The 22,714-nt window shown below is 40.2% G+C and carries 22 protein-coding genes and 1 tRNA gene; 16 read left to right on the plus strand and 7 right to left on the minus strand.

The genetic code is table 11. The features are described 5' to 3' along the window. Positions 1-196: 196 nt before the first annotated feature. Entirely contained in the window at positions 197-994 is a 798-nt protein-coding gene (locus CSEC_RS08190; RefSeq protein WP_041017980.1) for a protein kinase domain-containing protein, read from the plus strand. Between the two features lie 57 nt (positions 995-1,051). Here CSEC_RS08190 and CSEC_RS08195 read toward each other — a convergent pair whose 3' ends face one another. From CSEC_RS08195 to dnaB, 5 genes are all read right to left on the minus strand, one after another. Beyond that, the gene (locus CSEC_RS08195; RefSeq protein WP_041017981.1) at positions 1,052-1,357 is read right to left on the minus strand and encodes a hypothetical protein; all 306 of its coding nucleotides are present in this window, start codon (positions 1,355-1,357) and stop codon (positions 1,052-1,054) included. 130 nt (positions 1,358-1,487) lie between these two features. Continuing rightward, complete coding sequence (locus tag CSEC_RS08200; protein WP_041017982.1) at positions 1,488-2,195, minus strand: lipoyl protein ligase domain-containing protein; 708 nt, start codon at positions 2,193-2,195, stop codon at positions 1,488-1,490. 70 nt (positions 2,196-2,265) lie between these two features. After that, the gene (gene mnmG / locus CSEC_RS08205) at positions 2,266-4,098 is read right to left on the minus strand and encodes a tRNA uridine-5-carboxymethylaminomethyl(34) synthesis enzyme MnmG (RefSeq protein WP_041017983.1); all 1,833 of its coding nucleotides are present in this window, start codon (positions 4,096-4,098) and stop codon (positions 2,266-2,268) included. 44 nt (positions 4,099-4,142) lie between these two features. Further along, positions 4,143-4,232, minus strand: coding sequence for an AURKAIP1/COX24 domain-containing protein (locus CSEC_RS13540; RefSeq protein ID WP_079978018.1), 90 nt, complete (start codon positions 4,230-4,232; stop codon positions 4,143-4,145). A gap of 374 nt (positions 4,233-4,606) precedes the next feature. Next, positions 4,607-6,049, minus strand: a complete 1,443-nt coding sequence (gene dnaB / locus CSEC_RS08210; RefSeq protein WP_041017984.1) for a replicative DNA helicase — start codon at positions 6,047-6,049, stop codon at positions 4,607-4,609. Between the two features lie 190 nt (positions 6,050-6,239). Between dnaB and CSEC_RS08215 the strand changes: the two genes are divergently transcribed. The 12 genes from CSEC_RS08215 to CSEC_RS08265 all read left to right on the plus strand — a co-directional run bounded on the left by CSEC_RS08215 (position 6,240) and on the right by CSEC_RS08265 (position 19,088). Continuing rightward, positions 6,240-6,503 carry a YggT family protein gene (locus CSEC_RS08215; RefSeq protein ID WP_041017985.1) on the plus strand — a complete coding sequence of 88 codons (264 nt, stop codon included), beginning with the start codon at positions 6,240-6,242 and terminating at the stop codon, positions 6,501-6,503. Continuing rightward, positions 6,500-7,492, plus strand: coding sequence for a tRNA dihydrouridine synthase DusB (gene dusB / locus CSEC_RS08220; RefSeq protein WP_041017986.1), 993 nt, complete (start codon positions 6,500-6,502; stop codon positions 7,490-7,492). Before CSEC_RS08215 ends, dusB begins: the two co-directional genes overlap by 4 nt. Before the next feature lie 2 nt (positions 7,493-7,494). Then, entirely contained in the window at positions 7,495-7,776 is a 282-nt protein-coding gene (locus CSEC_RS08225) for an acylphosphatase (protein WP_053331920.1), read from the plus strand. Between the two features lie 215 nt (positions 7,777-7,991). Next, the gene (locus CSEC_RS08230) at positions 7,992-9,830 is read left to right on the plus strand and encodes an FAD-dependent oxidoreductase (protein WP_041017987.1); all 1,839 of its coding nucleotides are present in this window, start codon (positions 7,992-7,994) and stop codon (positions 9,828-9,830) included. A 3-nt stretch (positions 9,831-9,833) separates the two neighbouring features. Then, a complete protein-coding gene (gene ccoS / locus CSEC_RS13140; protein ID WP_154017668.1) occupies positions 9,834-9,989 on the plus strand; it encodes a cbb3-type cytochrome oxidase assembly protein CcoS in 156 nt (51 codons plus the stop codon). A 32-nt stretch (positions 9,990-10,021) separates the two neighbouring features. Next, on the plus strand, positions 10,022-10,537 hold the full coding sequence (locus CSEC_RS08235; protein ID WP_041017988.1) for a QcrA and Rieske domain-containing protein: 516 nt from the start codon (positions 10,022-10,024) through the stop codon (positions 10,535-10,537). An 18-nt stretch (positions 10,538-10,555) separates the two neighbouring features. After that, positions 10,556-11,881 carry a cytochrome b N-terminal domain-containing protein gene (locus CSEC_RS08240; protein WP_041017989.1) on the plus strand — a complete coding sequence of 442 codons (1,326 nt, stop codon included), beginning with the start codon at positions 10,556-10,558 and terminating at the stop codon, positions 11,879-11,881. Between the two features lie 14 nt (positions 11,882-11,895). Then, entirely contained in the window at positions 11,896-15,918 is a 4,023-nt protein-coding gene (locus tag CSEC_RS08245) for a c-type cytochrome (RefSeq protein WP_053331921.1), read from the plus strand. A gap of 9 nt (positions 15,919-15,927) precedes the next feature. Next, positions 15,928-17,361 (plus strand): cbb3-type cytochrome c oxidase subunit I, encoded by a 1,434-nt coding sequence (locus CSEC_RS08250; RefSeq protein WP_041017990.1) that lies wholly within the window; start codon positions 15,928-15,930, stop codon positions 17,359-17,361. After that, complete coding sequence (locus CSEC_RS08255) at positions 17,358-18,617, plus strand: cbb3-type cytochrome c oxidase subunit II (protein WP_041017991.1); 1,260 nt, start codon at positions 17,358-17,360, stop codon at positions 18,615-18,617. The genes CSEC_RS08250 and CSEC_RS08255 overlap by 4 nt, the downstream gene beginning before the upstream one ends. Further along, a complete protein-coding gene (locus CSEC_RS08260) occupies positions 18,614-18,805 on the plus strand; it encodes a hypothetical protein (RefSeq protein ID WP_041017992.1) in 192 nt (63 codons plus the stop codon). The genes CSEC_RS08255 and CSEC_RS08260 overlap by 4 nt, the downstream gene beginning before the upstream one ends. Next, complete coding sequence (locus CSEC_RS08265) at positions 18,795-19,088, plus strand: hypothetical protein (RefSeq protein WP_053331922.1); 294 nt, start codon at positions 18,795-18,797, stop codon at positions 19,086-19,088. Before CSEC_RS08260 ends, CSEC_RS08265 begins: the two co-directional genes overlap by 11 nt. A gap of 426 nt (positions 19,089-19,514) precedes the next feature. Here CSEC_RS08265 and CSEC_RS08270 read toward each other — a convergent pair whose 3' ends face one another. After that, positions 19,515-20,192 carry an LbetaH domain-containing protein gene (locus CSEC_RS08270; protein ID WP_161780977.1) on the minus strand — a complete coding sequence of 226 codons (678 nt, stop codon included), beginning with the start codon at positions 20,190-20,192 and terminating at the stop codon, positions 19,515-19,517. Positions 20,193-20,806: 614 nt separating this feature from the next. After that, positions 20,807-21,499, minus strand: a complete 693-nt coding sequence (locus CSEC_RS08275) for a uracil-DNA glycosylase (RefSeq protein WP_041018148.1) — start codon at positions 21,497-21,499, stop codon at positions 20,807-20,809. 150 nt (positions 21,500-21,649) lie between these two features. Here CSEC_RS08275 and CSEC_RS08280 point away from each other — a divergent pair, with 150 nt between their 5' ends. From CSEC_RS08280 to CSEC_RS08290, 3 genes are all read left to right on the plus strand, one after another. Next, the gene (locus tag CSEC_RS08280; protein WP_041017993.1) at positions 21,650-21,907 is read left to right on the plus strand and encodes a hypothetical protein; all 258 of its coding nucleotides are present in this window, start codon (positions 21,650-21,652) and stop codon (positions 21,905-21,907) included. A gap of 7 nt (positions 21,908-21,914) precedes the next feature. Then, a tRNA-Pro gene (locus tag CSEC_RS08285) sits at positions 21,915-21,989 on the plus strand. 84 nt (positions 21,990-22,073) lie between these two features. Next, positions 22,074-22,487 carry a hypothetical protein gene (locus CSEC_RS08290; protein ID WP_041017994.1) on the plus strand — a complete coding sequence of 138 codons (414 nt, stop codon included), beginning with the start codon at positions 22,074-22,076 and terminating at the stop codon, positions 22,485-22,487. The last annotated feature ends 227 nt before the right edge of the window (positions 22,488-22,714 follow it).

Consider the following 22,714-nt stretch of genomic DNA (forward strand, 5'->3'; position numbering starts at 1 on the left):
GTGGTAGTTTGAAATCATTGATGCTATTCAACATATTTTTATATTTTAGGGGACCACAACGCTAAAAACCTTGGTGTCTTAAGTTTTACTTAAATAACCAAGCTTTTGGGAAGCGGACCCACTTTAGCACAACAGTTGATGTGCAGATTTCAGTCGCCCTTGCAGCAGTGATTTTTTTTTAAGTTATAATCGTTTTATGAATCAAACCATAGACTCCCAAACTTCTTTTCAAGTCAACTATTGGCAGTATGACCCAAAATCTGGTTTCCTAACTAGAATTAAAGGACAGCCTTTAGAAGAGCGCATCCAATCTTACACCTTAACTGTCTTTTTAGGATCAGGCATGTCAGGGGATGTTTACAGATGTACCCCCAATAGCTCTAGAGATAAAGCCATAAAATTTAGTATGGAAGGCGAATCTATTAAAAAAGAGTTTGAGATTTCCCTATTATGGCCTAAAGACTCCATAGGCCTATTAATTCAACCAAAAGCCTATTTCTCCAATAGATTGCGTGATTTTTTTATAATGCATCTATACGATGGAAACTTGCGAGACATTCTTGAATCGCTTGATCTCAAAAATAGAGTGGAAGTTCTTTGTCAAATAAGCCAGGGTCTTGTCACCTTGCATGAGTTAAACATTTCCCATGAAGACATACACATTCAAAACATTTTTTATGACAAAAGAAAGAACCGATACGATCTAGCCGATTTTGGCTTATCAAAAAGAAAAGAAACGTTTAATAACTTTAGCTTGGAAAATGATCTAATGTTCTTCTACCAAGTAGTGGAATCCATTCTCATCGGATGCGAGCCCCCTGGAATGAGTTTATTAGAACCCTATAAAAAGCGAATTAATCATCTGCATGATATTCAAAAAATCGGTTTTGAAGAAGAACCGGCCCGCCTTCTTTTAGAACTCATCGAGGGCGAAGACCTCACAGCCAGGCATTATTTAGAAGCCTTCTCAAAAATTAAAAATCTCATGAAATAAAAAAGCCCAGACACAAGTTGATTTGAATCAAACAAGAGCTGGACTTGAATTTTTTTCCTAATAGTAGTAGACGACGGGATGATATATTACCCCGTATGAGGCGGATGTGGCTAAGGAAACGCCAAGAAGCCCAATACAACCAAGAAGGGTGACTCCAATAGAGCCGAGGCCTGCACCTGTTAAAACAACAGCTGAAAAAGCCGCAATAACTGCTGCCGCCCCAAAAGAAATCGATCCAAGACAGGCTAATGCCACTGTTGCAACTAACATGGTTAATGCCGATGCGGCAGCTATGATTCTCATAGGAACCGGCATCATGTTGGGTCTGAATAGATCGCCCACAGTTTCAGAAAACGAAGCCATATTATTACCTTTATTTTATTTGTAAATGATTGAAATTACTATTTTTAGAATTTGATAACCTGCGAGTTCAGACTATAGGATATTTCATTTATTGCTGTCAATATGGCTTAAAAATGTATTTAAAAAATTTTTAATATTCAATAAGTTCAACCGATTTTCTATGCGGTCTTTCAAGGGATCTTAAAACTTCTTCTTGCTCCATGTTTTTTAAAATAAAATGGCTCTCCAATTGGGTTTGAATTCTGTCAAAAAAGAAATCCTTGGAAGGCAAATGATCTTCAAGTTTGCAAAGAAAAGCTTCATGGCTTCTAGCTTCTCTATAATTTGGAATTTTTGGAGGCATTTTTAAAAGGCTCATTCGGCTTTTATCGTAAGACCAAAGAAAAGAAGTGTGGTGCAAGAACCTAGACTTCCTGATATATTGCGCATTGCCCCCCATTTTCTTCACCCCCAATACATAATCATTTTCCAGAAGAGAGAACTCCGGATGATCAAATACTTTTTGATAAAAAGAGCTCGTCCATTGATGAATGCTTTCTTGCGTGATTTTAAGAGCTTCTTTTTTTTGAATGATAAAGCTTACAAAAAGAGTGTCTTCATCGACAACGACAGTTCCACCGCCTGTAAATCTCTTAATAAGCGGCATCTTCCATTCTTTAAGCCTTTCTAAAAATATAAGGCTTTCTGCTTTGCCTGAAATTCCCATCACGATGGCAGGCGGCGTTCCCTGATTCAAAACACAAAAATTGCGCTCATCAGCCTTTAAAAGGGATTCTTCTATTTGAAGCTGTGTCAAAATAGGGACATTTTTTAAATGAAGTAAATGAATCTCTTCCATAAGCTGCTTTAGTTATGTTTTAAAGGAAACATTAACAAAAAAAGAGAGGGATGTAAAGCGGCTTTACAAATTAAATCTTGGATCTTTTTGAAAGAGCTATGATTAATACCGTAATGTCAGCAGGAGAAACCCCGGAAATTCTTGAAGCTTGAGCTAAAGTTTCAGGAGAAACTCTGGATAGCTTTTCTTTAGCTTCATTTCTTAAACCTGTGACAGATTTAAAATCAAACCCTTTAGGGATGCGGATGGATTCAATGTGGGAGTGTTTGGCAATCTCGCTATTTTGCCGATCGATGTAGCCCGCATATTTAAGATTGAGCTCGATTTGCAAATTGGTGTCTTCGCCGTAATCGGTAACATCTTCCGGGTATTTAGCTAAAAGATCGCTGTAGGTAATTTCAGGACGGCAAAGAATTTGAGCGAGCGTTACCCCTTTCCCGTCAATTGTTTTATAAATCTTTGAAAGCTTGAAGGACTCTTCTTCGATGGCCTTTTTCTTATTTAAAAGACGCCTATGCTGGTTATCGTCAATAAGGCCTAATTTATAGCCATATTCCCTTAACCTAAGGTCTGCGTTGTCCTGTCTTAAAAGAAGACGGTGCTCGGCCCGGCTTGTGAACATGCGATAAGGTTCTGTCAACCCTTTGGTACAAAGATCGTCTATCATAACGCCGATATAGGCTTCGGATCGTTTAAAGACTAAAGGGTCTATCCCTTTTAATTTTGAAGCAGCATTGATGCCGGCCATAATCCCTTGTCCGGCAGCTTCTTCATAACCCGTCGTGCCGTTGATTTGACCTGCGAAAAACAGCCCTTCGATCTTTTTAGACTCAAGGCTCGGGGTCATTTGCCCGCTTTCGACATAATCGTATTCAATAGCGTAAGCCGGCCTCATTATTTCAGCATTTCTAAGGGCCGGTATGCTTCTTATAAAGTCTAACTGCACATCAAGGGGCATAGAAGAGGATACGCCATTGACATAGATCTCATCTGTTGTCAGCCCTTCAGGCTCTAAGAAAAGTTGATGCCTTTCTTTATCTGCAAAGCGGACCATTTTATCTTCAATGGAAGGACAATACCTTGGTCCAACCGATTGAATTCGTCCGGAGTACATAGCCGAGCGATGCAAATTATTTAGGATGATCTCTTTGGTTTCTTTGGTCGTATAAGTGATGTAACAGCTAATTTGAGCGGGCCTTTTTACCTCTTCCTCATCAAAAGAAAAGCGGATGTTCTCTTCTCCCGGCTGCTCTTCAGTCAGGCTGAAGTCAATGGATCTACGATGGATTCTAGGTGGTGTTCCTGTCTTTAATCGACCCAGTTTGATTCCGAATGCCTCTAAACTTGCAGATAATCCAACCGCCGGTTGATCTCCCGCTCTTCCGCCGCTATGCTGCTTTTCACCTATGTGTAAAAGACCTCGCATAAAGGTGCCGGAAGAAATAATCAGAGTTTTAGTGTGGTAGTGGATGCCTTCTTTTGTGATAACCCCGGCGATCACTCCGTTTGGAGCAAGAATTTCTTCGATAGTCCCTTGTTTGATTTCAAGGTTTGGGGTTTTTTCAAGACGAAATTTCGCTTCTTGAGCGTAAAGAAACTTGTCCGCTTGAGCTCTTGGCGCCCAAACAGCTGGACCTTTTGTAGCATTGAGCATGCGGAATTGGATACCTGTGGCATCAATCAGCTTTCCCATTAATCCGCCAAGGGCATCGATTTCTCGGACCATATGTCCTTTACCGATTCCCCCGACAGCCGGGTTGCAACTCATTTTACCGATGGTATCTAAGTTCATTGTTAGAAGAAGAGTCTTTGCCCCCATTTTAGCGGAAGCAAAGGCGGCTTCGCAACCTGCGTGGCCGCCTCCCATAACAATTACATCATATTTATCTGGGTATTCCCACATAATAATGCTTTTTCAGTCCTATCCTTGACTTACTTTCTAATTAACTATTTAGTTTTGTGTCTGTCGCGACGGCTGCGCTTTTTTCGCTTATGCTTAGCGATTTTAAAGCGACGCTTCTTTTTTACAGAAGACATACGTTCTCCCTAAATTTTTCTATCAAGCTTGTTACTAAAGGTAAGTATTAACTTGAATTTGGAAATGGTTCGGCAAAGGTGAAATTTTATGTGATAATTAGAATAAAGTAAAGACCCAAGCAAAAAATTAGATAAATATCTAAAAATGATTACGAGAGGGAAGAAAACAGAAATCTTATTTCAAATATTTATTACTATTTTTTTTTTTGGAATCTTGGGGTGCCACTTTTGTCTTCATCAAGACCGAGATAAATCTTAGCGCTGTTCAGCGAAAGATCTATCTTTTTCTCTTTCGGCCTCTCTTTCCATCGAAAACAATCGGTAGTGTAACTTGCGGCTTTAACTCTTAAGTCCACCTAAACTCGTCTAAAGACCTAATTTGGAGAAAAGTGCGAGAAGGCCTCATCTCTTTCCGGGTCATTCACCTGAAAGTTTGATGGTTTTAGGGGTGAATAATTGGCAAATTGAGCGAATTCCTTTCTATAAGTTAGGGGAATGGTTCCGACTGGGCCGTGTCTATTTTTACCAATAATCAACTCGGCTTGTCCCGGTTTATCATTGGGATCGTAATACTCCCTTCTAAGAAGGAACATCACGATATCGGCATCCTGCTCAATGGATCCGCTCTCACGAAGATCGCTCATCATAGGTCGATGGCCGGCTCTCTCTTCCACCTTTCTAGAAAGCTGGGACAGGCAAAGAATCGGGATATCAAGCTCCCTAGCTAGGTTTTTAAGCATTCTTGAAATTTCAGAAATTTCAATTTGCCTATTTTCCATAGCTCTCGCTGACCCTGAAATTAGCTGAAGATAATCTATGACAAGAAACCCGATGTTATGGGTTTCTTTCATTCGTCTTGCCCGGGATCTAAGATCGGTCACTTTAAGACCCGGCTGATCGTCAATCACCATAACATGTTTTTCAAGCTCACCCACTGTGACAAGAACTCTTTGATACTCGATCCCATTTAAGGAACCCGTTTTAATTTTTTCGGATTCCACTTGAGCCCTTGAGCAAACAATTCTATGAACAAGCTGCTCAGCGCTCATCTCTAACGAGAAAATGCCAACCGGGGTATTACTTAAAACTGAAATATTTTCAGCTATATTGATAGCAAGAGCCGTTTTACCCATAGCCGGCCTTGCCGCAAGGATCATTAAGTTGGAATTATTGAAGCCGTTTAAAAGCTTATCGACATCTGCTAAGTGCGTTCGAATCCCTGTAATTCCGGCTTGCTCCGGGCCATGAAGCTGATACCTTTCTTGCTTTTCTTCTAATTCCTTTAAAAAGGATTTGGCTGATTCAGACCTTACACCGGCTAAAATATCTGCGAGTAACTTACCTGTTTTTTGATTCGCCGACTGACCGATCTGAAAAAATAAACCTTGCGCTTCATCAAGGGTTGATGAGACATCTTCAGGTTCTTGTAAAGCTTTTTTTTCAATTTCTTGCGACGCTTGTATCATCCGCCTTAAGATGGCTTTATCTTTAACAAGCCTGACATACTCTTCAATGTGTGCGGAAGTTCCGGCATACTGTGCTAGGGCTGTTAAAAAACCGACGCCGCCAATAGACTCAAGCTTTGATTGCCTTTTTAATTCTTCGGAAATTAGGTGGACATCAGCCGGTTTATCCATTCGGTAAGCCGATTTTAACGTTTGGAAAATCAGCTTATGTTCAACATAGTAAAAATCACTTTCATCGAGAGAGTCGGAGGAGATGTTCAGGGCGTTAACGCTTGTCAGCATGCACCCAAGCACCATCATTTCTGAATCTTTTGAATTTGGCGGGATTCTAACCTTTACATTTTCCGACACCTTTTCTCTCCCTTTTATCTAGAAAACAGCCCATCATAGCCAATTTACTAAAATCATTAAAGTGATTAAACCATTACTAAAGTTAAGACAAAGTGAAACACGTTGTGTATAAAGTAATGCAAGACAAAAAAGAATAAAATATTCTATAATCTATTTTTTTAAACTTTTTATTTAGCCCCCAATACAATATATGTTTGCTGTTGTTCAAGTGGTACAACTTTTATTTCGCTTCTATATGATCATGATTTTTGCTCGAATCATCAGCTCTTGGATACCCGAGCTCTATGAAAGCAAATTGATGCAATTTGTGGCTTTTTATGTAGACCCTTATCTAAACTTTTTTAAACGTTTTATTCCTCCTCTTGGAATGATAGACTTAAGCCCCATAGCTGCTCTATTTTGTCTTAGTTTCATCGAGGGAATATTCACAAACGCTCTTCTTTATTTTGCATGAATTATTCTCATTTCACAAAACCCATAAAAATCGGCAAAGCCACTCTCCCTAACCGAATTTTTTATTCCCCTTTAGCGGGATGCTCTGATTTTCCTTTTAGAAAAATGTCCGCTAAGTATAAGCCGGGCCTGCAGTACTGCGAGATGGTCAAAATGGATGCTCTTGTCAGAAATGATGAGAACACTTTCCGTATCCTTGACTACGATCAAAGCATGAGGCCGATAGGCGCGCAGCTTTGCGGAAGCAAACCTGAGTATGCCGCGGAGTCGGCAAGGCGGATTGAAGATTTAGGTTTTGATGTTATTGACCTGAATTGCGGCTGTCCTGTTGATAAAGTCACTAAAGACGGCAGCGGCTCGGGCTTATTGAAGAATCCGGAAAAAATCGGGGCAATCATTCGGAAAATGGTCGAAGCGGTAAGCATCCCTGTAACTATAAAAATACGCGCAGGCTGGGATGACGACTCTATCGTTGTCGAAGAAATCACTAAAATTGCAGAGGAAGCTGGCGCTTATGCGATAGCTGTCCACGCAAGGACAAGAGAGCAAGGCTATCATGGACCTGCCAGATGGGACTTTATTACAAGGGCTGTTAAAGCAAGAAATAATATTTTAGTGATTGGCAATGGAGATCTTTTTTCTCCGGAAGCGGCTTCCGATATGATCCAAGCCACCGGCTGCGATGCTCTTTTAGTTTCAAGAGGCATCATGGGCAATCCCTGGATTGCAGAAGACATCTTCCATTATTTTAATGGCGAATCTCCGAAAAAACGAACTTTCCTCGATCGAAAAGAAGCTCTTTTAGAACACTTGGATTTTGCAGCTAATTACTATGAATCTAAAAAAGCTGCTATTGAAATGCGTAAAGTCGGCTGCTGGTACATCAAAGATGCCGGGGGCGCAAGAGCCTTTCGCGGGCTTGTTACTAAGGCTGAAAGCGTTGAAGAAATGCGAAAACTTATAGAAGAACACCCATTTACTGCAGAATAAGAATGGCCGAGCTTTTTGAAATGCATGTTATAGCAAAAGGAAAAGTGCAAGGCGTCTTTTTTAGAGCCACCACTAAAAAACACGCCGATCAGTTGGGCCTTTTTGGCTCTGTTAAAAATCTTTCAGATGGCTCTGTTGAAATTATAGCTCAAGGGCCCAAAGAAAAGTTAGAAGAACTTCTTCGACTTTTAAAAGTGGATGCCCACCCGGCTAGCGTCTACGAATTTGACCTTCATTATCGACCCATTCATCAAAAAAAAGAATCTTTCCTAATTTTACGTTAGCTTCTCATTCCTTGGACTTTAACCTGATGGCTCAAAAATAGAGCCGCTCGCCTTAAGATAGTTGGTTCATCTACAGGATGAGAGTCTATCGAATTTGAAAAGCATCACAGGTTTCATTTATTTTTCATCTTCCCATTCAAATATTTCATTAAAAAAAAGAAAATTTGATAAAGTGCATAAATTGTAACCTTTCGGGTTTGTAAAGGAGAAGGCTTGTGCAGGAAGAAGATGATTCCCTTCTTGGCTATCAGGATATATATAAAACGGTTATTCCGGACCTTGACTATTACTTAAGGCAAATCGATTGCCGGGATGGGTGTCCCGTTAATACGGATCCTCGCGGTTACATGATGGCTCTTCATAGAGGCGATTACCTTGAGGGTTATAAAATAGCTAGGGGGCCAAATCCTTTTGCTTCTATTTGCGGGGTGATTTGCGGGGCTCCCTGCGAGCTTACCTGCCGTCGCGATCGCGTCGACAAAACTTTGACTATTAGAGCTCAAAAGAGATTTTTATCCGAATGGTATGGCTTAAGTCTTGAAGCTCACATAAAATCTTTAGAAATGAGCTACGCAAGAGGCTCTACTAAACCTAAGCCTAATGGCCTTAAGGTCGCATGCCTTGGAGCGGGTGTCGCTTCCTTGACCTGCGCTCACGACCTTTTAAGGCTTGGCTATCAAGTCGACGTCTATGAAATGATGCGGATGCCTGGAGGGATGCTTACCTATGGCGTACCGAATTATCGTTTGAAAAACGAGGTAGCCATCAATGAATGCGGCGCAATTGAATATTTGGGCGCTAAAATTCACTACAACATGAAAGTGGGTCGGGACATCACACTTGATGAACTAGAAGAAAAATATAATGCCATTTTTATTGGCATCGGCCTTTGGAAGTCAAGAGAGCTTCCCATTCCCGGCGCAGATCAACCCGATATCATTAGAGGCATTGAATATTTAAGGGTTCGCTGCGCTGAAGAAAAATGGAAAATTGGAGAGAACATCATTGTTATTGGCGGCGGAAACGTAGCTTACGATGTGGCTAGAACCTCTGTTAGAAATGGCGCTAAAAGCGTGACTATGGTTTGTCTTGAGACAAGGGATGAGCAAACAGCCGATGAATTTGAAATTGAAGACGGCTTTGAAGAAGGGGTTAAAACGCTTAATCGAGTAGCTCCAAAAGAAGTTGTCAGAGACAGCGATGGAAAAGTTATCGGTTTAAAAATGAACCGCATTTCTCAACTTTTTGATTATTTAGGTAAATTTTCCCCAATTCCCGTTCCCGATTCTGATTTTATCATCCCATGCGACACCATAGCCCTTGCGATTGGACAATCGATCGACACTTCATTTTTAAACGGATGGAAGAAAAAAAATGAGCTTATCATCGATCGCGGCATCATAAAAACAGAAAGAGGTACAGGTAGAACGAGCGTTAAAAATGTTTATGCCGGAGGCGATGCAGCTTTTGGGCCGGCTCTTTTTATTACCGGGATTAGACATGGCCAAGAGTCTGCTAGAGCAATCGACACAGACCTAAGAAATACTTCTCCCTATCAAGAATTTGTAGGGGAATTCACAGAACTTTCTCCTTTTAGAGACAAAACCTATCTTAAAACAAGATGGGCGTTGCCGACTTATCAACCGCCAAAACTTCGCATACACAACGAAAATATGGTAGAAAATAATTACACGGAGGAAGAAGCCCATCTCCAATCCAACCGATGTCTACAGTGCCATGTCAATCCGGTTTTTGATGGGACCCTTTGCATTAAATGCAATGGCTGTGTCGATGTTTGCCCTTGCAACTGCTTAAAACAGGTCCCTTTAAGCAAGCTTGTCTTGGATGAGGGAGACGGGAGTTTGAGACGGGCTGTCAATAACTTCTATGGCGTCGAATCAGAACAATTGTCCAATGAAGAATTGGCGAACATGGGAACTGCCATGCTAAAAGATGAAGATCTTTGCATAAGATGCGGGCTATGCGCAGAAAAATGCCCAACCCAAGCGGTGACTATGGACGCAATGAATTATTCCTTTAGGTGGCTCGGTTAAAAAATGTTTAGTTATGTTATCAGTTCTTTAGCTCTTGGCTTAATGAGTTTTATTGTATATATATTTTTTCTTAAAAAAGGCCAGTTTGATGAGTCTGAAGAGGTGAAGTATCAAATGTTAAGAGACACAGATGATTTTATCAATAAAGATGAAAACTAGAATTTAGTAAGTATCGAAAGAGAGCTTAAGCTATGCCCAAATACCGCAATTCTCTAAATGTCGATGAAGACGACAAAGACCCAAAAATCACAAGAAAAACCTTCCTTGCTTTAATGGGGGTCGGGGCCTGTCTTGCAGGAGCTGGGGGTATTTTTGGAGCTACGATGCTAGGCTTTTTATACCCGAACGCCATGAAAGTGCCGCCTTCTGTTTTTTCAATTGGAAGACCTGAAGAAGTGTTAGCTCAGGACGGTAAAGTCTTCAATTCAAAGTACAAAGTTTTTATAGAGAGTCAAGGTGGAAAAGTGCGTGTCCAAACAGCTGTCTGCACTCACCTTGGCTGCACTGTCAATGCTGTAGAAACAGGTTATGCTTGCCCATGCCACGGTTCAACTTATGATCGGTACGGAAGAAATACAGGCGGCCCGGCGCCAAGCCCCTTGGTCTTTTTTTTAGTTTATCAAGGAGCTTCCGGAGATATTTTAGTCGATAAATCCAAAACGTCATTAGATTGGCAATCTGCTTGGTTTAAGCCTGTAAACACCTAAGGAAAGGAAGAAATAAAAATGGCTGTATTCGAAGGCAAAAAAAGAGAAACTTGGCCTGAATATATTGCGAACTTACCTCAATTAATTTTAAGATCCATTTTTCGACACGGCTATCCCAATAACGATGTCGATAGATCAGAGGTGGTATTCAAAAACTTTTTTTTGCATTTCCATCCTGTTAAATGCCATAAAAACTCACTTGACCCTTTCTACACTTTAGGCCTTGGCAGCATTACAACAAGCTTGTTTTTGATTCTTGTTGCGACAGGCGTTATTCTGATGTTTTACTATATTCCCTCTGAAGATCGGGCTTATGACATAATGAAGGACTGGCAGGACACCACCCCATTTGCTATGATGTTTAGAAATATGCATAGATGGGGCGCGCATCTTATGGTGCTTTTTGTCTTTCTTCATATGTCCCGTGTTTTTTACACCGCATCCTATAAAGGAGAAAGACGTTTCAATTGGGTTATAGGCGTTATTCTAATGGTGCTAACCCTATTGCTCTCTTTTACAGGATACCTTCTTCCCTGGGATCAATTAGCTTTTTGGGCGGTCACCGTGGGAAGCAACATTGCAGGATATGTGCCTAACCTTCCCGGTTTTGAGTATAATGTCAATCGGGTCATGCTTTTAGCCTCTACTGAAGTTGGCCAAGACGCCCTCATTAGATTCTACGTCCTGCATGTAGCGCTTTTACCTTTAGTAACGGGAACATTAATAGGCCTTCATTTTTGGAGAATCAGAAAAGATGGAGGGTTATCGAGGCCCAAAGATAAATTTAGACCAGACCCCTATAGAGTAATTCAAAGATCGGACACTAAAGAATCTTTTGCGCCGGGTGTTAAAAGAACTTACGGTTTAATGGAACTTGTCAGAGGCACTTGCCCGACTGTAGATAAAGGCCCTTACAACTTTGTTTTTACCTGGCCCCATCTTTTAAGAGCTGAGCTTGTGGCGTTTCTTCTAACAACTGTCGTTGTCCTTGGCCTTTCTTTTATAAATGCACCCTTAGAAGAGCCTGCTAATCCAAGCAACCCTCCAAACCCCTCAAAAGCGCCTTGGTATTTTTTAGGTTTGCAAGAAATGGTTGCTTACAACGCATTTTGGGGTGGCGTGGCTATACCCGGACTCATTGTTGTCGGGCTTATGGCTATTCCTTATCTTGATAGAAATCCTTACGGTCAAGGCTATTGGTTCCATAAAAGCCGGTATTTAGCCATTTTTCTATACACCGCTTTCATGACCTTTCAAGCGATTCTTATCATTATAGGGACTTATTTTAGAGGCGCCAACTGGGGTTGGGTCTGGCCGTGGACTGAAAACTTTGCAAGGCATTAAGGAGTTAAACTCATATGTCAAGAAATAGAGGGAATCTCTACCAATGGTTCTTAATCGTATTAGGTCTTTTGACTACAGCTCTTTTTGGTGTTTTTTTATATCGCGAGATCTTTCCCGAATATAAAATTTATCAAAACGATTACGTGGCCTTAGAGGAGTTTCGCTCCACCTATTCAGGACAGCCGGTCCCGGCTTTTAAAGAAGGGGTTAAACAAATTGTGATTGAAAGAGCGGATAAAGGCCCGCCTTTAATAGATCGATGCACGTCATGCCACGTGGCCCTTCAATTTGAGCACTTTTCAAAAACTAAAATTGAAAAGGATATCAATGGCAATATTGTACTTGATCCTGACGGCATACCGGTCAAAGTTCCCAATGAAAATTATGTTTTTGCAAAACTTGATCAGAAAATTAACGAGCTGAAAGATCCGGCCGTCTTACAAAACCTCGAAAAAGAAGGGAATAATTCCGAGGTAAAAAAACGCTTAAACGAAGCTCAGGCTCTTGAGAGTTTAAAAACTGCAAAAGTAGATGGTAAGACCTATCAGATAGATAAGGTTTTGTCGATGCACCCTTTGATTGGACGGGAAGTTAGGCCTTTTGAATTTCACCCCATTGAAGAATATGGCTGCACCTCGTGCCATAATGGCAATGGCCGCGGGTTAACGACAGAAAAAGCTCATGGCCCTGTATTCGATGGACAATACGACCCCTCCCATAGCGGAATGAAGCCGCGTTTCCTAGAGTCAGATTTAGCCAATGACCCAAAATTCGCAACCGTCTTTAATGATCGCCCGGATGATAGTTTGCTTTTTATGACCACCCCTCTTTATGTTGGGGGTGTTATAGAAGCTAAATGCGTTCAATGCCATAAGACAAGTTTAGATACCTTTAAAAGTGCTTTGGATACAACAGAGTATCTTTTAAATAGAAAAGCAGGACAAAAAGACGCCGTCTATAAATCCTACCTGGAAGAGATCCACGCTTTTAATAAGCTTGTCGATTTAAAGACAAGCCTTGCAAAGGTTGGCCTAGAAAAAACCAAAACCTCCATTCAAGATCTCATTAAAAGTGAAACACTAGGTGATAAGGAGCTATCCGAAGCCCAAGCTAATTTGAATTTCCTTAAGTCTTTCGCAAAAACTGAGGAAGCGGAACAAAACATCGATGAGAAGCTTTCTAAGAAAATTAATAATCCAAAACTTCTCGCTCAACTGATTTTGGATTTAAAAGATAAGAGCCCATCTGAAAAAACTAAAATCGTTGAGACTTTTTTAAATAAAAATTTAAACGATAACTCTCGGGGCCTTCTCTTTGCTAAGCTTGCCGCTCTTAATATTGAAGACGAACTTCTTAAACATGTGAGTGAGTCAACCTCTAAAATCAGCTCTTTTGTTCAAAATGAAAGAAACATTAATGGATTAGAAACAAGCGTCGATCTTCTTACCAAAACTTATGCCAAGGGAAGATCTTTATTTATTTCACAAGGTTGCTATGCCTGCCACCGTATTGCAGGCTTATCAAGATCAGGGGTCGGGCCGGAGCTTACCTATGAAGGCAACAAATACCCCTGGTTTGTTAAAGAATCGATAGTTTGGCCTCAAGCTGATTTAGCCACCTCGACCATGCCAAATATGCGCATGGATCATGATGAATTGGAAGCCTTAACCACCTTTCTTTTGGCTCAAACTGGTAAAAGAAAGCATGAGTCCGATACAGAATATAAAGTACAAATTCAAGAATGGGAGTCGGGCAAGAAAAAAGCTTGGGAAATGGCAATAGCGCCGGATCAAATTGATAGCATCGATTTTGGAATGACCGTTTTTGCAACCGAGGGGTGTGCTGCTTGCCATAGATTGAAAGGGTTTGAGTCGAATGTCGGTTTTTCAGCCCAAAAAGAGGACAATAAAGATCTTCTTGATAGTCAAATCAACCGATTTAGAACGCTATTTCCCGAGGATTTAGCAGGCAGCGAAATAGTCCTTGCTTTAGAAAATCATCAAAAAGAAATCGATAGTTTGTTAATTGACAACGCAAAGCCCCTTGGTATTTTAGATAGAATCGAAAAAAGTCATCCAGGCACCATCAGCTCGTTTTATTCTAATTTTAAGTATGCCGATCGGTCAAAAAACACTTTCTTTAAAGAAAAAATTGCTAACAGCAAAAATGATAAAGAGAAAGAAATTTGGGAATTAAGAAAAAAGAATTGGCATAAGCGCATTAACCGCGTACTTCTTGCTTATATCGAACAATATGGCTTAGGCCGCTTGATTGGTCCAAGACCTAACTGGTCTGGCATCTATCGAACCGATGAATGGCTTATGAGCCATTTTAAAAACCCAAGCGCTGAAATCGCAAGATCGATCATGCCCGTTTTCCCGTTCGATGACACAAAATTCTATGCTTTAACCAAAATGCTTGATGTTTTGGCAATAAAAAATAGAGACGAGGTTCATCAGATTTGGGAAGCAAACGGCTTTAATCCGGAAGTGGCTTATGAAATCCACTGCGCTCAGTGCCACGGACCTTTTTTACAAGGAAACGGGCCTGTTTCAGCTTGGATTTACCCTATCCCTAAAAACTTACGGAACCCCTTATTCTTAAAAAATCTAACAAAGCAGCAAGCGCTGCAATCTATCGTTCATGGGGTTCATGGCACGCCCATGCCGCCTTGGGGAGAAGTGGGGTCTGACAAACCGAATGACGGAATCCCGGTTCTAAGCCAAAATCAGTCTAAGCAACTAGTCGACTGGCTATTTTCAACTTTATCCGGAGGCACAGGCACAGCTACCGGGGAAGAGGGTGAGATTCCAAAATGGGAATATGGCCCGGAAGATGTGATTAAAGATCTAAAAAGAGAAGGCCGCCCTTTAAAAGGTAAAAAGCCTGAAATAAAGCCCACCCCTCTATCCTTTAATAAGGCGGGGTTTGGTTTAAATTTTCTTTCTTTAATTCAAACCAGCCCAACAAATGATTTAGAAAATGACCCAGCGCTTGTTTTCGATATTAAAAAGCCTCTTCCCGGCAGTAAAGAACCTCATGCTTACTACATTAAGAAAGAGTTTTATACTAAAGAAAATCTAGACGAAGGAATGAGAGTTTTTAATCTTAACTGCGCAGTCTGTCATGGAAAAGATGCCGATGGACGAGGTACTCGATCAGTTGCCATGGAAGAAGCTAAGCCTCGTATGCTGACCAACCTCAATTGGATTGAAAGTAGAGATGATCTAAGACTACTTAGATCCATAAAATATGGGGTTCAAGGAACTTCTATGACACCCTGGGGTGATCAAACGAGTTCTCTTCAACGCCTCCAGCTTGTGATGTACATAAGGTCTCTTTCTCAAGAAGCAAAGCAACGTCAGAAATTGACGCGTTTGATTTATGAAATTTATGATAGTACCATCCTTGCAACAGAGGAAGTCCGCTCCAAAGAATACCCGCTTCTTGAGGAAGGCAAGGCAAAAAAAGAATTAGCGAGCCAAGAAATTCAAAAAATTCTTTCAGACATCGCAACAGGCAAAGAAAATAAACAAGCCCTTGTTGAAGCCTATGAAAAAGAACTTGAACTAACGAAAGAAAATCAGCTTCTTGACCAAAAAGACAAGGTCTACAAGCAATTTATTCAGAATTTAAAGAAGGAAAGAAAGGCGGTTAATGAACTCGGCCTTCAAATAATAGCCTTAAACAATACAGAACTTTCTCAAGAATATTTTAACTGGTTAGAGACCCACAGAGGCCGCTATCAATTCAAAGAGAAAACTCTTCTTGTTTCCGAAGAAAACCAATCTTTAAAAAAAGATAAGTCAGAAGAAATTTTAATTAAGGGAATCGATAAGGAAATTTCAAGCCTGGAAATCGAATTAAAAGGGCAACAAGGACGGCTTAGGTCTTCTCTTCAAGAAGAGCGGATTCAGGAAATCAATGCTAAAATATCCCAAATGAAAAAGCTTAAAATGAGACTTTTGACCACATTTCGCGATGTTAGCGAATTAGAAAGCCAAGAAAGACAACTTATTGAATCGATCACACCTTAAGGATTATAAATGATACAAGAAAGATACAATGATCTTCCGGCCAAACTCTACATTTATCCGGCTGTCTTTTTTCTATGGGTCGGGATGGCTTTTGGTGTATTTATAGCCTTTAATGGATTTACCTACCCTGACTATTTTCAGGGGGAATATTTGCATTTTGGAAGAGTTCGTCCGGTTCATGTAGGCCATGTCACCCTTCTTTGGCTTTTATCTGTCAACGTTGGTTTAATTCTGTATTTTGTTCCGAGGCTGTGCGGTGTTTCTCTTTGGAATCCCACTTTAGGGGCGGTTTCAGCAGCTCTTTGGTGGACGGGATTAATTATTGGCATATATTCTTATCCTTTTGGAACGAATTACGGCTGGGAATATGCCGAGCTTCCTAATTGGGTTTCATTTATTCCGGTAAAAACCCTGTTTACAGCAGCCTGGCTTATGGTGGTTGCAAACGTTCTTATGACCATCGCTAAAAGACGCTATGAAAAAATGTATGTTTCTCTTTGGTACACCATGGGGACGATGATTTGGACAACGTTTACCTATATTATCGGAAGCTGGCTTCTCTATTTTGTTCCAGGAGGGATCTCCAGGGTGAATTTAAACTTCTTTTACGTACACAATCTTGTAGGTTTGATATTCACCCCGATGGGCCTTGCCATCGCATATTATGCTCTTCCAAAACTATCAGGAAGACCTATTTATAGCCACCGTATGTCTATGATAGGTTTTTGGTCTATCGCCTTTGTTTACGCTTGGATTGGCACGCATCACATTATTCACGGCCCCATGACCCAGTGGCTCCAGAGTATATCCATCGTTTTTTCGATTTGGCTCTTTATTCCGGTTTTCACAGTCGTTGAAAATCTTTTTTTCACACTGAAAAGCGACTGGAAAAAATATGTGGAGAGCGCCCCCATCAGATTCCTTATGATGGGTAATATTTTTTACCTTCTGACTTGTATTCAAGGACCTTTAATGGCCTTAAGGAACGTGAATGAAATCACCTCTAAAACTGATTGGGTGATCGGCCACTCTCATATTTCATTATATGCAACATTTACTTTTTTTGCGACGGCCGGCATTTATCAAGCCCTTCCTCATTTAACCGGAAAGCCACTTTTCTCAAACCGTATGGCCAATTGGCATTTTACCTTGAGTTTGTTCGGGAGCTTGCCTTTTATCCTCCCTTTATGGGTCGGAGGTTTTTTTCAAGGGATGCTTTGGGCTACATGGGCAAATGGTTCTACTTATGCCGAATTCCATAATAATTTAACGCAAATGACATTTGTTGATACTATAGCTGAAATGCATCCTTGGTGGACCATGAGATTAATTGGCGGTGTTATTATTCTTTTCGCCAACTTAATTTTTGTAACCAATGTTTTCAATACGATTATCCTAAAACCCAGGATTTCTGTGCATGAACCAAAGCAGGCTGCCGTATGAGTGATAATCCGAATTTTATGAGTAATGTTGAAAAATCGGCATTGTATACTTTTATAATGGCGTTTCTTCTCTTTTTTTCAGCTCTCTTAGTTGTTATTATTATCCCCAATTATATGACAGATCCAAGTTGGATAGAGCCTTCTAGCATCTATCAAAAACAGATGTATGAAATTTCTGACCCTAATGTCTACATTTCAAGTTCTACAAAAAAAACAGCGGACATACAGACTGTCTATCACTTGAAAGAGGGTTTTTCTTTAATTGCGTTTCAAGAGACCGATACAATAAAGATTTTAGCTGATGATGAGCTATCCAAATTTATCACAAAAAAAGAAGACCCTCAATTAAAGCTGACAAGCGAGATACTGCTATTAAGAAACCCGAGTGAAAGTCTGCAAGCCAAAACGAAAGAAATAAAAAATGAGCTAAAAGATAAATGGGCAGCAGATCATAGTGAAAGTGATTTCCCCCCCGATTTCCTTGTTTTTGAATTATATAGGCCTCCCGCTAAAGAAGTCTTTGCGCTAGGTGGCTCCTCAGTTTTCCTTGAAAACTGGGTGGATGAGGGTAAGTTTGTTCTTTTAAATAGCGAGGCCTCTCATCCATACCATAAGGATCATGGCGTAATCTATATTAATAACCCAATTGAGTACCGCGTTAAACGCTACAAATTTGGGCCGGATGAAGGCTGGACTTATCATCCCGAGGGAAATTCTATTTCCTCTTTAGAAGAATTAAAAAGCCATGAGCTAGGTTTTCTATCAAGAAAAGAGCTGATTGAACTTGGCGAGCATATTTACTCTATTGAAGGGTGCTGGTACTGCCATACTGACCAAACAAGAACCCTTGTTCAAGATACAGTTTTAAACGGTTCTGAATCCTACCCGGCTCCGCCATCCTCTCCTAATGAATACATTTATCAAACGATTACTTTTCCCGGCACAAAACGTAACGGCCCGGACATGTCAAGGGTTGGTGTAAAAAGGCCCAGTAGAGACTGGCATAAATCTCACTTTTGGTCTCCCAAAACAGAAAGTCCGGGATCTATTATGCCTGCGTTTCAACATTTTTTTGATAACGATCCTAGAGGAACTAACCCGACTGCCATCGGTGTTCCTAATTATAAGTTTGAAGCTATTTTTCAGTACTTGATGACAAAAGGCACAAGGATCACACCGCCGACTGAAGCTTGGTGGCTAGGTAAAGATCCGGTTCGAACGATCGATATCATTGAAGGAAGAGGGCATTTGCCATGACGTTATCTGGCGACGATGCCGGCTTTTTCGGAACGCTTGTAGCCATAAGCTTTATGGTGGCTTCCTTTATAGGGGCCTTCATCATTTTTATATTGCTTTGGAGAAATGGCAAGCTTAACTTTGATGAGGAAGCTGCAAACCTAATGCTTGAAGAACCTTTTAAGGATGGAGACTCAAATGAAAGATGAACACCATGAACTAGACCATTACGCCGAAAACATCACATCAGCCCACGGAAAGGTCCCGAAACGTCTTTTGATTCTTTATGGTGTGCTGCCTATATGGGGCATTATCACCTTTATAATCTTCTGGAATGGCTCATGGGGATGGTTAGATCGCGGTTACTGGAATCAATTGCAAAGGGCTGCTAATACAACGTTTCCCTACATCAACACAAGCGCTCTTAGAACCCCTGAAACAATCTCCCAAGATAAAAATCTTGATTCAAAAACTAAAGAGGAAAACTTTTGACCGATGGCCATTTTTCTTGATTCCAATAGCTTAAGTCACCCGCGTCAATCTTGGGGTAAACACCCCTTATTCCAAAATAATTAGAACCCTAGAAAGACCGATCGCCCTCTTGAAAAGATAGTTGCCGCTAAAGTTCAATTGGTAAATTTAGCTTTCTCTTTCGTTGAACTTATCAATTCGGCAATTTTTTAATTCATTCTTACGAAACTTTTTTGATTTGCTTACCAGCATTCAATTTTTTGGCAGCTTTTCTATCTCTTTGACTTGGAGCTTTTTCTTGGGAATGAAGCCAAGAAGAATTAAATGCTATTGGCTCTTCATTTAAGAAGGCCCCCATTTCGATAGCTTAAAAAACCCCATTAAATTCGATCTAAGCCATTTTTAGAGAATTTAGGTATCTAAACCGGTAAAACCTTAGTTATCGCGTTAAACAGGCTTAAATTCATTTCTTTTAATGAAAATATGATTTTCGGGAACGACACCGCAAACCGTTGAGTTTGGATAAGATTTCGCGTTTCTTAAAAAAATGGTTCCTGGGTTAGTTACGGTATTGCAACCGGTTTGAGCATCAGCGCCAAAAAAGGCTCCCATTTTCTTTAAGCCCGTTTCAAAGGTTTGATCTTGAGTGCGTACGCTAACTGCCGAGTGATCAAATTTTAAATTCGCGCACTTAGTTCCGGCCCCGAGGTTCACATTTTCACCTAAAATAGAATCCCCGATATAAGCAAAGTGAGCCGCTTTTGCGTGGCTGCAAAAGATGGCATTTTTAACTTCGGTGGTGTGCCCGATGACCACTTTTTCACCCGCAATGACATCGCCGCGGATATAAGCGCCGTGTCTAATCTCAGAACCTCTACCGATGAAGCAGGGTCCTCTAATAAAAGCGCCGCTCTCAATGATGCAGTCCTCTTCTATTGAGATAGATTCCCTATTTTCAAGATAAACCCCATCCGGGATTTTTGATTTAATGTCGCCAAGGGGAAGCGTTAATAAAAAAGAATGAATTTCCGGCAGCAATTCCCACGGCCACTCAAAACGATCAAAGAAAGAGGTCAGGAAAGAATCCTTCTTTTGGAAGAGTTGTTGAGGTCTAAAAAAATTCACGAAGCGGCCCTTATGAACGACGATTTTCCCTGTATTTTCAAGGGATATCTTCTTTTTTTCAACAGTTAAAAGCAAGAGTTGTTTGCAATTTTTCCACACCTTTAAAAGAAGATATATTTTATCTATTTAATATTTCCTCTTCTTAAGTTGTTGTTAAATGTGTTCATATCTTCGCAAAGTTTATGGGGATCATTGACTTAAGATGAGAAAAATTGTGGATTAGTTGTTCGCTTTTTTAAGATAACCTCGAATTTATGACATAATCATAAAGAAAAAAAAGAGGAAACTGCTTGATTTTGTTGATAAAGTGACAAGTTATAAACAAAATTCCCGCAACGATTCCTTTTAAGAAATTTTCTTTTTTTTTCCTTTTTTTTCACACATGAACTGAAGAAGAATTCTATTATATTTATATTATCTCTTCTTCTTATCTTGTTGTGGGATTGTTCATAAGGGGCTTTTTTTCCTCGAGCGCCTTTTGTTTATAGCTTGTTTATGAACCGTTCATTAATGTTCATTTGTTTTAAAAATTTTAAAACATTGAACAAGTTATCGTAAGTTATGAACAAAAGTATAACAATGAATGTTTGTGAATTTATTTTTTTAAAACCGTTTTATAAACGCCAGTCTATAAGTGGTCTAGAAAGTTCATGAAAAATTTCATTGGTTTTTGAGAAAGGGCGGCTACCAAAGAATCCGCGATAAGCGGATAAGGGAGAAGGGTGGGCTGATTTAATAAGATAATGGTTCTTTACTTCTTTTTTATCCGATTGTTCTTTTGCAAGAAGACACTTATCCACTGCGTTTTTTCCCCACAAAATAAAAACGACCGGCTCATTTTTTTCATAAACTTTAGAAAGAATGGCAGTTGTAAACAATTCCCATCCTCTCCCGAAATGGGATAGAGGTTTTGCTTCTTGAACTGTAAGCGTGGCATTAAGAAGAAGGACGCCTTGTTCGGCCCATTTCCTTAAATAACCATTTTTAGGCTTTAAGATCCCAAGGTCGCTTTCTAGCTCCTTAAAAATATTTTGAAGAGAAGGCGGCTCTTTTATTCCTTCGGGAACGCTGAAAGAAAGCCCGTGAGCTTGGCCGGGACCATGATAGGGGTCTTGTCCGACAATTACGACACGAACCTTGGAATAGGGGGTATAATTAAGAGCGTTTAAGACATGCTCTTCCTTAGGATAAATAGGAACATTCCCTAAACGTTCTTTGTCGACAAAGTTAAGTAATTCTTTGAGATAAGGTTTTTCGATTTCGTCTTTAAGAACTTCAAGCCAACTTTTGTCGAGTCCTGAAAATATAGGGTGGTTCATAAACGCTCATATTTACTTAAGTGAAGAAAAGAAGTATAAAGACGATTCCTTTTTTTTAAACAGTAAAACCAATTGACCGTAAAGGCTTTTTTTCGCTAAAATTGCCCAAGTGACTTTTTACTAAAATGAATGGGTTTAATGAAAAACATCGCCGAAAATAATCAGATTCGATTTAAAAATATTTCCCGCAAAAAAACCGGGATGTTTGTGAACTTTATAGTGACTGGCATTCGCGGCGGGACAACTTATAACGCTTCGATTTCTGTCGACATGAATGCGGCGGAAGTAGATTTAAGCGACTCTCTTGAGAAGATTATTGATTCCTGTGCAAGGATCGCTTCTAAAGACATCAAAGAGCAGCCGAAATACCAATTTGAAGGCTTGCAGTCTATCTAATTTATATCTGGGTGTAGCGCAGCTTGGCTAGCGCACTTGCATGGGGTGCAAGGGGTCGGAGGTTCGAATCCTCTCACTCAGATTCTTTTCTCTCTAGGACTTATGAAGGCTTGACCGCTTTTCTTAAGTCCTTATTTTTATCCCTTGTGCTATGTATTAAGAGGTAATGCAACAAATGAACTATATCTCTGATTTCTTTCTCTTTATAGTTGCTACTCTTGCTGGCAACTGGCTCTGGCAATTATGGCTCGACAAACGAGAGGCAAAAATTCAGAAAGCCAAAACCCTAAAAGACTTCCTAGCAAAAATTCAATCCTGCATACTTGAACTTGAATACAACGCAGCTCCCGGAATAGGTGGACCTAGGTCTCTTTTCAAACTAACTGCGCAAGAACAATTACTGCATTCTACAGAGGTCTCTCTTTTGGGCGAAGAACTTGCAAATTCGCTTAAACAATTAGTGATCGAGGCCGGTGTAGCTAACGGTGAATATTCGATGAAAGGCCCCGGTGGGGTTAAAGGAATGAGCAATCTCTTGAAAGCATCTCTTCAAAAGAAAAGTGAAGAACTCCAAACTTAGCTGAAAGATCAATGAAATCACCCGTTTGCAAAATTTTTGGAGTGAGTAGCTGAAAATTTGCACACAGAAAGCAAGGAAGCTCTTCCTCCTTCATTTTCCGATCTTTTAATGAAAATCAATCATTGGCTTGAAGTGAATACCAAGCTAAGTAATGATGTTAAATAAAATCTACAAAACTACCCAAAAATTGAAATTGGGTTGGATTTTGTAGAAATTGATACCCTATG

Source organism: Criblamydia sequanensis CRIB-18 (assembly GCF_000750955.1).
GTDB lineage: Bacteria > Chlamydiota > Chlamydiia > Chlamydiales > Criblamydiaceae > Criblamydia > Criblamydia sequanensis.